This is a genomic window from Pseudomonas sp. Sample_24 (genome assembly GCF_004307605.1).
Lineage (GTDB): Bacteria > Pseudomonadota > Gammaproteobacteria > Pseudomonadales > Pseudomonadaceae > Aquipseudomonas.
The window spans coordinates 1-13171 of sequence record NZ_RCNW01000477.1; the positions used below are offsets into that span (position 1 = coordinate 1).

The following is a 13171-nucleotide window of genomic DNA, read 5'->3' on the forward strand; positions in this document are numbered from 1 at the left end:
GCGAATTATAGACACCTGAGATCTGCCGTCAAGCGTTGATTTGGTTTTTCTATCAGGATGAGCAAATTCACTGCTTATATATAGACGCGCCATCAAGGAATGCGCAGTATATTGCCCAACACAACAAATACGCTCCAGCTTCACCCTACTTTGGACGATGCCTTTAAATGAATGACCAGCCTCGCAGTCTTGCCTCGACCCTGTTCTCGGTCGGCCTGCTTTTAATAGCCATGGCATCGATCCAGTCCGGAGCTTCCCTGGCGAAAAGCATGTTCCCAGTTATTGGCGCCCAGGGGACCACCACTTTGCGCTTGATATTTGCCAGCGTGATCATGCTGCTGCTCCTGCGCCCATGGCGTGCGAAGCTCAGCGCCAAATCCCTGCGCACTGTCATCGTCTATGGCATGGCACTGGGCGGCATGAACTTCCTCTTCTATATGTCACTGCGCACAGTACCCCTGGGTATCGCCGTGGCCCTTGAGTTCACCGGCCCATTGGCCGTGGCCATTTATGCTTCACGCCGTGCCATCGATTTCCTGTGGATTGCTCTTGCAGCGGTTGGCTTGCTATTGCTGATACCGACCGGCGCGACAACTGCGGGTATCGACCTGGTAGGTGCCGGTTACGCACTGGGCGCTGGTGTTTGCTGGGCACTGTACATTCTGTTCGGGCAAAAAGCCGGAGCCGACAATGGCGTACAGACTGCTGCGTTAGGGGTGATGATTGCCGCCCTGTTCGTAGCACCGATAGGCATAGTTCACGCCGGCGCCGCGCTGCTGACCCCGTCACTGATTCCGATTGCCATCGGTGTCGCCATTCTGTCCACTGCCCTCCCCTATACCCTGGAGATGGTCGCTCTCACACGTATGCCCGCCAGAACATTTGGCACATTAATGAGCATCGAACCGGCATTTGGCGCGCTGTCAGGTCTGTTGTTCCTCAATGAGTACCTGTCTTTGTCACAGTGGATGGCTATCTTGTGCATCATCCTGGCATCCGTTGGTGCAACCATGACCATGGGCAGCTCCGCCAAGCCTGCCATTGCTGCCGATTGATGCAAGATTTGACGAGCCTCTGGTATTTGCCGCTCATTTAGGCCATGTTTAGCCCCGCAACCCAATGTCAGCCATGGACTTTTGAAGAAAGGGATATCAACACGCTTCATGCGAAAGCGAATACTGCCAGACCGGGCGCGAGATCCGGGACAGCAACAAGGACAGCAATGAAACGAATTTTGATTTTGATCGCCGTACTCGCGATTGCGGGCTGCTCAGCGACATCGAAGACCCAGGTCAAACATGGCAGGAAAGGGCTGCACATCAACTGTTCAGGGCTGTCGTCCTCTTGGGATCAGTGCTACGCCAGTGCCACCAACTCGTGCGCACCGAAAGGGTACAAGGTCATCGCCAAGTCAGGCGATGCGGTTGAAGAGCCCGGTGACTATCCGTTTGGCCTCAATCCTGCCGGTTATACCAGTCGCAGCATGATCGTCATCTGCAAATAGATTGCGAGTTGTCAGGTTCTCGGACTCGCCATTTGCCGTCCGATTTCATCGTAACTGGACTTCAGCACGGTATGCTGAAGCTCCGTAGTGGCGAGCATCCTCGCCACCACCAACGCCCCGATACATTGCGACAGGATGGCCCAAGCCAGGCTGTCGCTCTCCAGCACCTGCGCCCAGCTCTCCTGCAACCGACAAATCCAGTGCTCAGCCTCCTGGCGAATCGTCACGTCGGAACGGGCTATCTCCGCACCCAATGCCGGCAGTGCACAGCCCGTTTCCGGATGTTCGACGTGGGACATGCTCAGGTACTGCTTCAAGCAACGCTCGAGCTTGTCACGATCCTGCTCCGCTCCCAATCGCTCCAGACTTTGCCTCAGTTCACGTTCGACAACTGAAGCAAACAACTCGTCCTTTGAGGAGAAGTGGCTGTAGAAAGCCCCGCCACTCAAGCCGATCGCCTTCATCAAGCCATCCACGCCCACCGTCGAAAAACCAGATCTCTTGGCCGATACCGCACTGCTCTGCAGTAGTTTTTCCCTGGTTTGCAGCTTGTGATTAGCTGAGTAACGCATGGCCTTTCCCTCAGTGTTGATCGTCTTGACGCCTGTCGAATCGTAGCATAACGTTCGTTTAGTTAACGATCGTTTACCAAAGGGCTCTAGCCATGAATAACAAGAAGGTCGTACTGGTTGTTGGTGCTGGCGATGCCACCGGGGGCGCTATTGCCAAGCGTTTTGCCAAGGAAGGATTCACAGCCTGTGTCACCCGTCGCAGCGCAGACAAACTCCAGCCGCTGGTTGATTCGATTCTGGAGGACGGAGGACTGGCTCACGGCTTTGCCTGCGATGCACGCAAGGAAGAAGAAGTGGTGGCTTTGATCGAGCAGATTGAAAACGACATTGGCCCCATCGAAGCGTTTGTCTTCAATATCGGCGCAAACGTGCCTTGCAGCATTCTGGAAGAAACCGCCCGCAAGTATTTCAAGATCTGGGAAATGGCCTGTTTTTCGGGATTTCTCAATGCCCGCGAGGTAGCCATTCGCATGGCCAAGCGACAACGGGGAACGATCCTGTTCACCGGTGCCACCGCCGGCATGCGCGGCGCCGCCGGGTTTGCCGCGTTTGCCGGAGCGAAGCACGGCATTCGTGCCTTGGCGCAAAGCATGGCCCGTGAACTGGGGCCGATGAACATTCACGTCGCCCATGTCATCGTTGATGGTGCGATCGATACCGATTTCATCCGCGACAGCTTTCCCGAAAAGTACGCAACCAAAGACCAGGACGGCATTCTCAACCCCGAGCATATTGCCGAGAACTATTGGTACCTGCACAGCCAGCCTCGCGACGCCTGGACCTTCGAGCTGGACCTGCGCCCATGGAGCGAACGCTGGTAAGCCTTCCCCCATACAACAACAATCAGAGCGCAACGACCATGAGCAAAACCGTGGAGTTTTACTTCGACCTGGGCAGCCCCGCCACCTACCTGGCGTACACCCAGTTGCCCAAGATCTGTGAACAAACCGACAGCCAACTCATCTACGTTCCGATTCTGCTTGGTGGCGTATTCAAAGCCACCGGCAATGCCTCCCCGGCGACTATTGCGGCCAAGGGGAAATACATGTTTCAGGACCTTGACCGCTATGCCAGACGATATGGCGTGCCGTTGAAGTTCAACCCGCATTTCCCGATCAACACCCTCATGCTGATGCGTGCCGTCACTGGCATGCAGTTGCGCCATCCGCAGCGTTTTTTGGCATTCGTCGATTGTCTGTTCAAAGCGCTCTGGGTTGATGGTCGCAGCCTCGATGAACCGGCAACGGTCGCCGCAGTATTGACTCAAAGCGGCTTCGATCCCGACGAAGTGCTGGCTCTGACCGCCGAGGAAGAGATCAAAGCCGCATTGAAGGTCAATACCGAAAAAGCAGTACAGCGCGGTGTATTTGGTGCGCCGAGCATGTTTGTCGATGATCAGCTGTTCTTCGGCCAGGATCGATTGGACTTCGTTCTTGAAGCCCTGAACTAGATCTCGATAACCAACCGTCCCTGCGCTGCTCCCGATTGCAGCAGCTCATGGGCGGTCTCGGCGTTTTGCAGGTTGAATCGGCGCGGATCGAGTATGGGCTTGAGCTTGCCTGCCTCGATCAAACCTGCCGCTTGCCGAAGTATCTCGCCGTGATGCTCACGCCCCTCGCCCGTCAGCAATGGCAGCAAAGTGAACACACCTGAATAGGTCGCCCCACGAAACGAGAGCGGCGCGAGGCTGTGCTGTCCCCACCCAAGGCAACTGAGGACATGTCCGTGATACACCCGCGCAGCCTTGAAAGAGAGGTCCAGGGTTTCACCGCCCACCGTGTCGTAAACGATATCGAAACCCTGCCCGGCTGTGTATTGCGCCACGTACTCTTCGACTGAAGACTGGCGGTAATCGATGAACGTTGCGCCCAGGTCCTCGATAGTTTCCCGGTGTCGCGCAGAGCCCGTGGCAAAAACTTCGGCCCCCAATGCACGGGCGATCTGCACCGCGACATGACCGACACCCCCTGCCCCACCGTGAATCAACACTTTTTGCCCTGCCCGCACATGCGCCCGGTCGACCAATCCTTCCCACGCTGTAATCAACACCAGCGGCAACCCGGCCGCTTCGCGCATGTTCAGATTGCCCGGTTTACGCGCCAATAGCCGTGCATCGACCACCGCGTACTCGGCCAGCGAACCCTGAACGCCGCCAATCCCCGTTGCCATGGCATAGACCTCATCACCCGGCACCCAGCCGTTTACGCCCTCCCCCAACGCTTCAACGGTACCCGCCAGATCCATGCCCAACACGGCCGGCAACGGTTGCCGCGCATGAGCGGCCTGGCCCGCACGAATCTTGCCGTCCAATGGATTCACCCCGCTGGCCGCGACCCGTACCAGGACCTGCCCCACACCTGGAACTGGCTTGGGAATGGACACCAAGCGTAGCGGCGCATTAGCCGAGTCAACAATCAGTGCACGCATTTGCATTGAGTCAGTCATTTCGCATACTCCCGTCAGAGGTGGTTGTAGGAACGATCTTCAACCTTCCAACGCATGCCGATAAGACGCCAGATCGCTATAGTTCGTATGCCGTTAAAGCATTAATGAGGCGTCTCGTGGATAAATTAAACGCAATGGCGATCTTCGTCCGAGTGGTCGAACGCGGGAGCTTTTCCGCCGTCGCTCGAGAGATGCAGACCAGTCAGCCAACCATCAGTAAAGTGCTACGCGCGCTGGAAAGCGAACTGGGCGGAAAACTGATCGCTCGCAGTACCCGCAAGTTATCGCTGACTGACGAAGGTCAGCGTTACTACGATCAATGTCGGCAAATACTGGCTGCCGTGGACGCTGCCGAACACAGTTTCCAATCTGGGCGGGAGACCATCGCCGGCCCTTTGAGAATCGGTTCTTCCGTCAGTTTCGGGCGCCTGCAGATCGCGCCGCGCCTGCCCGCGTTTCTCGCGCGTTATACCGGGATTCAGATTGACCTGCAACTGAGCGATCAAAACCAGGATCTGGTCAGCGAAGGCCTGGATGTCACGTTCAGGATCGGTGCGTTGAACGACAGCGGCCTGATTGCACGGCAGATCGGCACCACTCACCGGCTAACCGTCGCGACGCCGCAGTACCTGGCACAACACGGCGAACCGCAAACGCCGGAGGATCTGCGCGAGCACAACTGCCTGCAGTTCAATCTGCTGACCAGTCAAAACCTGTGGGTTTACGACCATGGTACTGGTCGTCATGAAGTGCGGATCAAAGGCAATGCGCAGAGCAACAATTCCGAAGCCATTCGCGAAATGGTGCTGGGGGGATTGGGGATTGCATTGTCGCCAGTGTGGCTGTTCAGCGAGGATTTGAAAGCAGGGAAAGTGACCGCGATTTTGCAGGACTACAGTGCGCAGTCACTGCCGATACATGCTGTGTCCCCGGCGAATCGTCGCCAATCCGCCAGGGTCAAAGCCTTTGTCGACTACATGAGCCAGGCGCTGGAGGCAGCGCCCGAGCTGCAAGCAATCAAATAGCCGCGGTGCGTGTGTTCAGCCACTCAAGGGCGGCGCCGTCGAGCAACGGGCTCAAACGCTCCCGCACTTGCGCGTGGTAAGCGTTGAACCATTGTTTTTCCTCTTCGTTGAGCAACGAGGTTTCGAGGCAACGGGTGTCGATCGGGCACAGGGTCAGGGTTTCGAACTTCAGGAACTCGCCGAATTCGCTGCTGCCTGCTTCGCGGTTCATCGCCAGGTTTTCGATGCGCACGCCCCAACGACCAGGACGATACGTACCCGGCTCGATGGAGGTGATCATGCCCGGCAGCATCGCGGTTTGCGGCGCCGGCGCGGCCTGGTAGGCAATGACTTGCGGGCCTTCGTGAACATTGAGGAAGTAACCGACACCATGGCCGGTGCCGTGCCCGTAATCGACATTTTCGGCCCAGATCGGCGCCCGGGCGATGGCGTCCAGCAGTGGCGACAGAATGCCTTTCGGGAACTGCGCGCGGGACAAGGCAATCACGCCCTTGAGCACACGGGTGCAATCGCGCTTCTGCTCGTCAGTCGGCGTTCCCACCGCCACCATCCGGGTGATGTCGGTGGTGCCGCCGAGGTATTGACCGCCGGAATCGATCAGCAGCAGACCGTCACCTTCGATCACTGCGTGCTCTTCTTCGGTGGCGTGGTAATGCGGCATGGCGCCGTTGGCGTTGAATGCGGCAATGGTATTGAAGCTCAGCGACACGTAATCCGGTCGACGTTCACGGGCAGCGGTGAGTTTTTCGTCAATGGTCAGTTCAGTAATGCGTTCGCGGCCCAGTGCCGAGTCCAGCCAGGTGAAGAATTCGCACAGTGCCGCGCCGTCCTGTTCCATGGCCCGCCGAATGTGTTCAGCATCGGCCAGGCTTTTCTGCGACTTGGCCAGGGTCGTCGGGTTCAAGCCCTCGACCAGTTTGACGCCATCGTTCAGGTTATCCAGCAAACCTGCGGTTACGCGAGCCGGATCGACCAGCAGGCTTGCGCCGTTCGGCACCGCGCGCAAGGCGTCGGCCACTTCGCTGTAGTCACGCAGGGTCACGCCGTCCTGTTCAAGGACCGTGCGCATCTCGGCGTCGACCTTGCTCAGCGCCACAAACAGGGTCGCCTGCTGCTGGCTGATCAAGGCAAAAGATACGAAAACCGGGTTGAACGAGACATCGCCGCCGCGCAGGTTGAACAGCCAGGCGATGTCATCGAGGGTGGCGATGAAATGCCAGTCAGCGCCACGTGCCTGCAGGGTTTCACGCAGCCTGGCGAGTTTTTCGCCACGGCTGACTGTCGCCTGCGGAGGCAAGTGTTGATAGATCGGCGCGTTCGGCAGCGTCGGGCGATCGCTCCAGACTTCACTCAACAGATCGATGTCGGTGCGCAGGCGTGCACCGCGCTCTTCGAGTTTGCCACCCAAGGTACGCGCCGAGGCCACGGCCATTACCGCACCATCGACCGCCACCACGCCGCCTTTCGGGGTTTGCTCGGCGAGCCAGTCCAGGGGGCTTGGCTGACCCGGTTGCAGCTTGACCAGTTCGATGCCGCTGCCCTTGAGTTCCTTCGTTGCCTGTTCCCAATAACGGCTGTCGGCCCAGACTCCGGCAAAGTCCGCAGTGACGATCAGCGTGCCGACCGAGCCATGGAAACCCGACAACCATTGCCGCCCTTGCCAGTAACCCGGCAGATATTCGGACAGGTGCGGATCTGCCGACGGCACCAGCAAGGCGTAAATGCCCTCCCGGCTCATCAGCTCGCGGGTATGCGCCAGGCGCTGAGGCACTGATCCTGTAATCGAAAACTGCGTATTCATCATGACTCCTGCTAACCACTCATCATTATTGTTCAGTGCCGATCAATGCCGGCGCTTTTCGCCTTACTGCCAGAATGCCGGGGCACTGGTGCAGGCCGTTTTAATCAGTTGTACGGCTTGATCGATATCCTGCTCGGTGGTGAAACGTCCGAGGCTCAAGCGAATGGTGCGACTCGCCGAACGGGCGTCATGCCCCAGCGCCAGCAGCACGTGGGACGGCGCATTGCTCGCGGAATTACAGGCCGAGGTCGCGGAAAAAGCGATCGACGCGAGCAATGCCGTTGAGTTGAACTCGCCTTCACCGAAGGTCAGGCTCAAGGTGTGCGGAATGCGTTGGGTCGGGCTGCCATTGAGTCGCACGCCGGGCATGCTCAGCAGCTGATCGAGCAAGCGCTCGCGCAGACCCGCGATCACGGCTTTTTCTTCGTCGAAAGCAGCCGCAGCCAAGGCAAAGGCCGCCCCCATGGCGGCAATCTGGTGGGTTGCCAGGGTGCCGGAGCGCAGGCCACCTTCGTGCCCGCCGCCATGGATCTGGGCCAGCAAACGCGGGCGCGCCCGCGGGCCGACGTACAACGCACCGATGCCTTTGGGGCCGTAGAGCTTGTGCGCCGAAAACGACATCAAGTCTACCGGCCACTCGGCCAGATCGATCCTGACCTTGCCCGCGCCCTGCGCCGCGTCGACATGCAACAGCGCACCGCGCTCGCGCACTACCTGGCCGATGGCCGGGATGTCGTTGACAGTGCCCAGCTCGTTGTTGACCAACATCAACGACACCAGAAAGGTGTCTTCACGCATGGCCTCGCTGACCGCTTGCGCGGTGATCAGACCATCGGCGTCCGGCACCAGGTAGGTCACTTCGACGCCGCACTCCTGCAGCTGACGGGCAGTGTCGAGGATTGCCTTGTGTTCGATCTGACTGGTGATGATGTGACCGCCGGCGACACCGCGCGCCTGGGCTACGCCCTTGAGGGCCAGGTTATTGGATTCGGTGGCACCGGAGGTCCAGACGATTTGCTCAGCCTCGGCGCCTACCAGCTCGGCGACCTGGCGTCGCGCTTGCTCGACCGATTGCCGGGCCTGTTGACCGAAAGCGTGGGAGCTGGACGCGGGGTTGCCAAAGTTGCCGTTGAAGCCTAGACACTCGACCATGACCTTGATGACTCGCTCATCCACCGGCGTGGTGGCGGCGTAGTCGAAATACAGCGGACGTTTATTCATAAAAGACTCGCAGAGCGTGTTCCGGGATCAGGAGGCTCGTGACTGCAAACGGCAAAACGCAGCCTTGTGAGCTGCGTGCGGTTTTCAGAACGTTACCAATACCTGATCGGATGCCGTTAAAGAAGTACAACTTCATTTAAAAGTGCGTAGGAACGCTCCTGAAAAGTGAGCTTAACAGGCATCGGGCAATCGGTTGAAGCAATGCGTCAGTTGAAGCTTTCGAGCAGGATCGGATACAGCGACGCCACCAGCAATGCAGCCATGCTCCAGTTGAACAGGCGCAGCCAGCGGCGATCCTTCAAAACGTTGCGCAGCAGCGTGCCGCATGCCGCCCAGACACCGACGCTGGGCAAGTTGATCAGGGCGAAAACCGCCGCAATCACAATCACATTGGTGAAATAACCCTGCATTGGCGTGTAGGTGCTGATTGCACCGATCGCCATAATCCAGGCCTTGGGGTTGACCCATTGGAAAGCGGCGGCACCGAGGTAGCTGATCGGTTTCGCCTCGCCCTTCGCACTGTCCGAGACCGGCCCCGAGTGCGCGATCTTCCACGCCAGGTACAACAAATACGCCGCGCCGACGTAGCGCAATACGGTGTAGAGCAAGGGATAAGTCTGGAACACCGCGCCCAACCCGAAACCCACCGCCACTACCAACACGAAGAAGCCGCATGTGATGCCGAGCATGTGGGGGATCGTGCGGTTAAATCCGAAATTCACGCCGGATGCCAACAACATGGTGTTGTTCGGGCCGGGCGTAATCGAGGTCACAAGAGCAAACAGGGCAAAGCCCAGCAGCAGATCAAGCGAGAGCGTCATGGGGGTGCAGTCCATCAGGGTCGGTCAGGTATAGACCCTATCGCACACCCTCGGTGAAACCCATGGACAGTTGGGAGAAAGTTGAACCCGTACAGTTTTTGCTCAGCTCTGACGACCGTGCAGCTGTACAGCTCGTTCGGCGTTCATCTCGCCCTTTCTGTCGAACCCAAAAGTCTTTTGCGGCTGCCCGAGCAGTTCCGCTTTTTTCGCGTGGTATTCATCGAAAGACAAGCCGCGACGATTCAACGCTTCCAGAGCCAATTGCCGGGTTTCTTCGGCGGTGTAGGGCCGCAGTTCCGGGGAGACATGGCTGGCACATCCGGCAAGTACGGAGATCGCAAGCAGCAAGAAAGTGGCGATGAAAGTTTTCATGTTCGGCGTCCTGGCATCTGGGTTCGGGGCAATGAACACAGGCTACTCGCGCCATTGGATGAGCAGAAATCAACCGTCTCGATAGTCGCTATCGAGTTTTCCTGATGCTTGACTGATTCGAGCTATATAGTCGTAACAGTTCTATACGTGCTTTTTTATGACTTTTTAGGAATAACAGACCGCGTTTATAACACTGTTGCCCGAACCCTTCGCCAGTCTCGCCGGGCGCGGCCTCACCATCCTGGCAGGGCCGTTCGCCGAAATGTTCGCCAATAATGTATTGCTCACCCAACCTACGGCTTGATCCTCGCCATTCTTGCAGGACAAATACCAGGCCAAGTGCTGACAGTGGCATTGATGCGCTACGCCTGTCGGCAGCCTGATGTAATGGGTGAACTTGAAACCTGCTGAAGATCAAATCTAAGGATCGCAGTCTTCGGCAGCTCCTACACTTGATGGTCCTGCTAGAAAGCAGCGAATTCACAACAAGAACAGGGAGAACCATCATGAGCGTTAAACCTATTCCCGAGGGCTATCACAGCATCACGCCGTACCTGGGCATTGCCAAAGCCGCTGAAGCCATCGACTTCTACAAGAAAGCCTTCGGTGCCATCGAAGTCATGCGCCTGTCGATGCCGGACGGCGGTATCGGTCATGCCGAACTGCGTATCGGTGACTGCCCGATCATGCTCGGCACACCGTGCGATCAAGGGCCGTTGAGCAATCCGGACAACTCACCGTCGGTGGGCCTGCATGTGTATGTAACCGATGTGGACAAGTCCTACAAACAGGCGATCGACGCGGGTGGCACCGTGGTGTCCGAGGTCAAGGATCAGTTTTACGGCGACCGTACCGGTACCTTGAAGGATCCCTATGGGCATCTCTGGTTTTTGGCTACCCGTAAAGAGGACCTGACTCAAGAGCAGATTGAGCAGCGGGCCAAGGAGATGTTTCAGCAGGGCTGAAAGCTTCGGTGCCTGAACAGGCCTCATCGCGGGCAAGCCCGCTCCCACAGGGATTGATGGCGTGCACATCATGCGTGAGCGCCTGGATACCTGTAGGAGCCGGCTTGCTGGCGAGGGTCGTTAACGATTACGCGTGATGTCTGGTTGAACGCGGGGTATTCATCGCCAGCAAGCCGGCTCCTACGGGGAACGAAGAAGAAAGACAACGCGAAACATTTTCTTTCATATCACCCTTCGGGATTTTGGGTGCTCATCCGTCCTATATAGATGCAGTCCTGTCGCCCAGGCAAAAGCCACGGCCGGGCCTTTCATGGACCTCATCGCTGCGAAGCCCGTAGCAGAGGCCTTTCATCGATATAAGACACCCTCATCATGTCGAAGAAATCCCGTTCAAAACTCTGGTTCCTGGTCCATAGCTGGCTGGCGTTGCCGATCTGGTTTTTTGTCCTGATCGTCTGCGTGACCGGCACACTGGCCGTGGTCAGCCAGGAAATCGTCTGGCTGGCCAACCCGCAAATGCGCGCCAGCCAACCGTCGGACGATGCGCCGCGGCTCAATTACGACCAGATCGTCAGCGCGATCAAAAAGGCCGAGCCCGATATCATCATCGATAGCATCAGTCGTCCCGACGAGTCGCACTTTGCCCTCGACGTCAGCGTCAATTATCCCGACGGGCGTTCACTGACGGTCTACGTCAACCCCTACACCGGCGTAATTCAAGGTCCTGCTCCGCAATTCAACTTCAAGGCGTTTACCCGTGCGCTGCATGGCTGGTGGCTGGTGCCGTTCACCAATGGCTATAGCTGGGGCTGGTATCTGGTGTCGTTCCTCAGCCTGCCGTTGCTGGCTTCGTTGATCACCGGGCTGGTGGTGTACAAGCGTTTTTGGAAAGGTTTCTTGCGCCCGACCCTGCGCATTCGCCACGGCGCGCGGATTTTCTGGGGTGATTTTCACCGGCTCAGCGGCATCTGGTCGATCTGGTTCATCGCGGTGATTTCCGTCACCAGTACCTGGTTCCTGATCGAAGCGTTCATGTTCGACAACCAGATTTCCATCTCCACCGCTCCGGTGGCGGCTGTGGTGCCGCGTGAGAACGTGCCGCTCACCGCGGATGGTTCGGCGGCGCCGATGATCAGCCTGGAGGCCGCGATTCGTGAAGCCAAGGCGCGCATTCCCGGCCTGGACGAAAGTTTTGTCAGCATGCCGGCCAACGCCTACAGCTACCTGTCGGTGGGTGGTCGCAGTTGGTATCCGCTGATGTTCCAGACCGCCGATATCAACCCGTACAGCGGCGAGGTGGCTGCCACGCGCCTGCTGTCGGACCGCTCGGGCCTGGAATTCGTGACCGAGTCCATGCGTCCACTGCACACCGGTGATTTCGGTGGATTGTGGATCAAGCTGATCTGGTTCTTCTTTGGCCTGCTGCTGAGCATGATGGTGCTCAGCGGTCTGTTGATCTGGACCAAACGCACCGCCCTGGCTACCGCCAATGCCCTCAAGCGCAGGCACAAACGCCCGCGTAACGAAAGTATCCCGGTGACCAGCCGTGAAAGCACGGAGGTCAGCCAATGAGCCTGTTCGCCGCGGAAAAACCGGGCTCGGCACTGAGCCGCTTTTGGCACAAATGGCGTTTCCACATCAACGTTCTGCTATTGCTGGTGCCGCTGGGCTTCATGCCCAAGTACTTCGCCGACGCCGCACTGTTTCGCGGTGACACCGGGCTTGGCGAGCGAGAAATCGGTGAAGTTCAGGTCGGCCCGTGGAGCGTACGTCTGGCTGAGTTGCGCAATGAAGCACCACGGCCCGATGGCCCGGCCGGCCACATGAAAAGCTTCAATGCCGCGCTATGCGCCAGCTGCCGCGAGCAGGTCAAGGCCACTTACCTGCGCATCGGCAAACCCCGCAGCCTGCGCGCCGCCGGAGTGATTTTCTTCGGCACGCCGTACCGCATGGGCGCCATGTTGCCGATCCCGGAAAAAACCAAAGCCGACGCCGAACTGTGGATCACCATGGAAGGCTGGGACGGCTCCATGCATCAGGCATCCATTCCTCTGAGCCAGGCATCGCCCGCCACCATCGCCTGGTTGAGCATTCAAGGAGGCAAACCATGATCAACGTTATCCGTCCTCTCAGCGCTGCGCTTGTATTGTTTTGCGCCGGTTTCAGCGCCAGCGCCCTGGCCCACAACCCGATGTGCGAATGCAAGGCCATCGACGCCGAGCAGATCAAGTGCACCGGCGGTTTCTCCGACGGCAGCGGCGCCCCCGGCGTGACCCTCGACGTGATCGGCTATGACGAAACCATTCTGGTTCCAGGCAAGCTCGGGGCCGATTCGACCCTGACCTTCAAGAAGCCCGGCGCCGAGTTTTATGTGCTGTTCGACGCAGGCCCCGGCCACGTGGTCGAAATCGACCAAGCCGACATCGAGGCGCCCGGGACATGAGC

The 13171-nt window shown here is 58.3% G+C and carries 15 protein-coding genes and 1 pseudogene; 10 read left to right on the plus strand and 6 right to left on the minus strand.

Translation table 11 applies throughout. From position 1 onward, the window contains the following. The first annotated feature begins 167 nt into the window (after positions 1 to 167). Together rhtA and D8V06_RS27285 are read left to right on the plus strand one after the other, a co-directional pair. The gene (rhtA, locus tag D8V06_RS27280) at positions 168 to 1055 is read left to right on the plus strand and encodes a threonine/homoserine exporter RhtA (protein WP_056856313.1); all 888 of its coding nucleotides are present in this window, start codon (positions 168 to 170) and stop codon (positions 1053 to 1055) included. A 167-nt stretch (positions 1056 to 1222) separates the two neighbouring features. Beyond that, positions 1223 to 1504: a hypothetical protein gene (locus D8V06_RS27285; RefSeq protein WP_056856314.1), complete on the plus strand. Its 282-nt coding sequence runs from the start codon at positions 1223 to 1225 to the stop codon at positions 1502 to 1504. Between the two features lie 11 nt (positions 1505 to 1515). Here the strand turns inward: D8V06_RS27285 and D8V06_RS27290 are convergent, their stop codons facing one another. Next, positions 1516 to 2076, minus strand: a complete 561-nt coding sequence (locus tag D8V06_RS27290; protein WP_056856315.1) for a TetR/AcrR family transcriptional regulator — start codon at positions 2074 to 2076, stop codon at positions 1516 to 1518. 92 nt (positions 2077 to 2168) lie between these two features. Here D8V06_RS27290 and D8V06_RS27295 point away from each other — a divergent pair, with 92 nt between their 5' ends. Together D8V06_RS27295 and D8V06_RS27300 are read left to right on the plus strand one after the other, a co-directional pair. Further along, entirely contained in the window at positions 2169 to 2897 is a 729-nt protein-coding gene (locus tag D8V06_RS27295; protein WP_056856316.1) for an SDR family oxidoreductase, read from the plus strand. Between the two features lie 38 nt (positions 2898 to 2935). Then, a complete protein-coding gene (locus D8V06_RS27300; protein WP_130932179.1) occupies positions 2936 to 3526 on the plus strand; it encodes a 2-hydroxychromene-2-carboxylate isomerase in 591 nt (196 codons plus the stop codon). On the opposite strand, the gene D8V06_RS27305 is transcribed toward D8V06_RS27300, so the two are convergent. Then, the gene (locus D8V06_RS27305; RefSeq protein WP_130932180.1) at positions 3523 to 4521 is read right to left on the minus strand and encodes a zinc-dependent alcohol dehydrogenase family protein; all 999 of its coding nucleotides are present in this window, start codon (positions 4519 to 4521) and stop codon (positions 3523 to 3525) included. The two genes, D8V06_RS27300 and D8V06_RS27305, sit on opposite strands and share 4 nt — an antisense overlap. A gap of 104 nt (positions 4522 to 4625) precedes the next feature. Between D8V06_RS27305 and D8V06_RS27310 the strand changes: the two genes are divergently transcribed. Continuing rightward, on the plus strand, positions 4626 to 5546 hold the full coding sequence (locus tag D8V06_RS27310; RefSeq protein ID WP_177434498.1) for a LysR family transcriptional regulator: 921 nt from the start codon (positions 4626 to 4628) through the stop codon (positions 5544 to 5546). Here D8V06_RS27310 and D8V06_RS27315 read toward each other — a convergent pair. The 4 genes from D8V06_RS27315 to D8V06_RS27330 form a co-directional block, all read right to left on the minus strand. After that, positions 5539 to 7347: an aminopeptidase P family protein gene (locus D8V06_RS27315; RefSeq protein ID WP_130904057.1), complete on the minus strand. Its 1809-nt coding sequence runs from the start codon at positions 7345 to 7347 to the stop codon at positions 5539 to 5541. The two genes, D8V06_RS27310 and D8V06_RS27315, sit on opposite strands and share 8 nt — an antisense overlap. A 63-nt stretch (positions 7348 to 7410) precedes the next feature. Continuing rightward, positions 7411 to 8568, minus strand: coding sequence for an aminotransferase class V-fold PLP-dependent enzyme (locus D8V06_RS27320; protein WP_130932182.1), 1158 nt, complete (start codon positions 8566 to 8568; stop codon positions 7411 to 7413). Positions 8569 to 8774: 206 nt separating this feature from the next. Then, positions 8775 to 9389, minus strand: a complete 615-nt coding sequence (locus D8V06_RS27325) for a LysE family translocator (protein WP_056856322.1) — start codon at positions 9387 to 9389, stop codon at positions 8775 to 8777. Positions 9390 to 9491: 102 nt separating this feature from the next. Further along, the gene (locus D8V06_RS27330; RefSeq protein ID WP_056856323.1) at positions 9492 to 9761 is read right to left on the minus strand and encodes a hypothetical protein; all 270 of its coding nucleotides are present in this window, start codon (positions 9759 to 9761) and stop codon (positions 9492 to 9494) included. Positions 9762 to 9954: 193 nt separating this feature from the next. On the opposite strand from D8V06_RS27330, the pseudogene D8V06_RS30970 reads away from it, so the two are divergent. From D8V06_RS30970 to D8V06_RS27350, 5 genes and pseudogenes are all read left to right on the plus strand, one after another. Further along, positions 9955 to 10065: pseudogene (locus D8V06_RS30970) on the plus strand (hypothetical protein); the annotation flags it as partial. 202 nt (positions 10066 to 10267) lie between these two features. Then, complete coding sequence (locus tag D8V06_RS27335; protein ID WP_056856324.1) at positions 10268 to 10726, plus strand: VOC family protein; 459 nt, start codon at positions 10268 to 10270, stop codon at positions 10724 to 10726. A 372-nt stretch (positions 10727 to 11098) separates the two neighbouring features. Further along, positions 11099 to 12298 carry a PepSY domain-containing protein gene (locus tag D8V06_RS27340; RefSeq protein WP_130932183.1) on the plus strand — a complete coding sequence of 400 codons (1200 nt, stop codon included), beginning with the start codon at positions 11099 to 11101 and terminating at the stop codon, positions 12296 to 12298. Then, entirely contained in the window at positions 12295 to 12837 is a 543-nt protein-coding gene (locus D8V06_RS27345; RefSeq protein WP_056856326.1) for a hypothetical protein, read from the plus strand. The genes D8V06_RS27340 and D8V06_RS27345 overlap by 4 nt, the downstream gene beginning before the upstream one ends. Continuing rightward, a complete protein-coding gene (locus tag D8V06_RS27350) occupies positions 12834 to 13169 on the plus strand; it encodes a hypothetical protein (protein WP_130904061.1) in 336 nt (111 codons plus the stop codon). Before D8V06_RS27345 ends, D8V06_RS27350 begins: the two co-directional genes overlap by 4 nt. Positions 13170 to 13171: the final 2 nt, after the last annotated feature.

Bases quoted from the DNA above. Each gene is read 5' to 3' on its own strand.
- rhtA (WP_056856313.1), top strand. From the start codon at position 168: ATGAATGACCAGCCTCGCAGTCTTGCCTCGACCCTGTTCTCGGTCGGC.
- D8V06_RS27285 (WP_056856314.1), top strand. From the start codon at position 1,223: ATGAAACGAATTTTGATTTTGATCGCCGTACTCGCGATTGCGGGCTGC.
- D8V06_RS27290 (WP_056856315.1), bottom strand. From the start codon at position 2,076: ATGCGTTACTCAGCTAATCACAAGCTGCAAACCAGGGAAAAACTACTG.
- D8V06_RS27295 (WP_056856316.1), top strand. From the start codon at position 2,169: ATGAATAACAAGAAGGTCGTACTGGTTGTTGGTGCTGGCGATGCCACC.
- D8V06_RS27300 (WP_130932179.1), top strand. From the start codon at position 2,936: ATGAGCAAAACCGTGGAGTTTTACTTCGACCTGGGCAGCCCCGCCACC.
- D8V06_RS27305 (WP_130932180.1), bottom strand. From the start codon at position 4,521: ATGACTGACTCAATGCAAATGCGTGCACTGATTGTTGACTCGGCTAAT.
- D8V06_RS27310 (WP_177434498.1), top strand. From the start codon at position 4,626: ATGAGGCGTCTCGTGGATAAATTAAACGCAATGGCGATCTTCGTCCGA.
- D8V06_RS27315 (WP_130904057.1), bottom strand. From the start codon at position 7,347: ATGAATACGCAGTTTTCGATTACAGGATCAGTGCCTCAGCGCCTGGCG.
- D8V06_RS27320 (WP_130932182.1), bottom strand. From the start codon at position 8,568: ATGAATAAACGTCCGCTGTATTTCGACTACGCCGCCACCACGCCGGTG.
- D8V06_RS27325 (WP_056856322.1), bottom strand. From the start codon at position 9,389: ATGACGCTCTCGCTTGATCTGCTGCTGGGCTTTGCCCTGTTTGCTCTT.
- D8V06_RS27330 (WP_056856323.1), bottom strand. From the start codon at position 9,761: ATGAAAACTTTCATCGCCACTTTCTTGCTGCTTGCGATCTCCGTACTT.
- D8V06_RS27335 (WP_056856324.1), top strand. From the start codon at position 10,268: ATGAGCGTTAAACCTATTCCCGAGGGCTATCACAGCATCACGCCGTAC.
- D8V06_RS27340 (WP_130932183.1), top strand. From the start codon at position 11,099: ATGTCGAAGAAATCCCGTTCAAAACTCTGGTTCCTGGTCCATAGCTGG.
- D8V06_RS27345 (WP_056856326.1), top strand. From the start codon at position 12,295: ATGAGCCTGTTCGCCGCGGAAAAACCGGGCTCGGCACTGAGCCGCTTT.
- D8V06_RS27350 (WP_130904061.1), top strand. From the start codon at position 12,834: ATGATCAACGTTATCCGTCCTCTCAGCGCTGCGCTTGTATTGTTTTGC.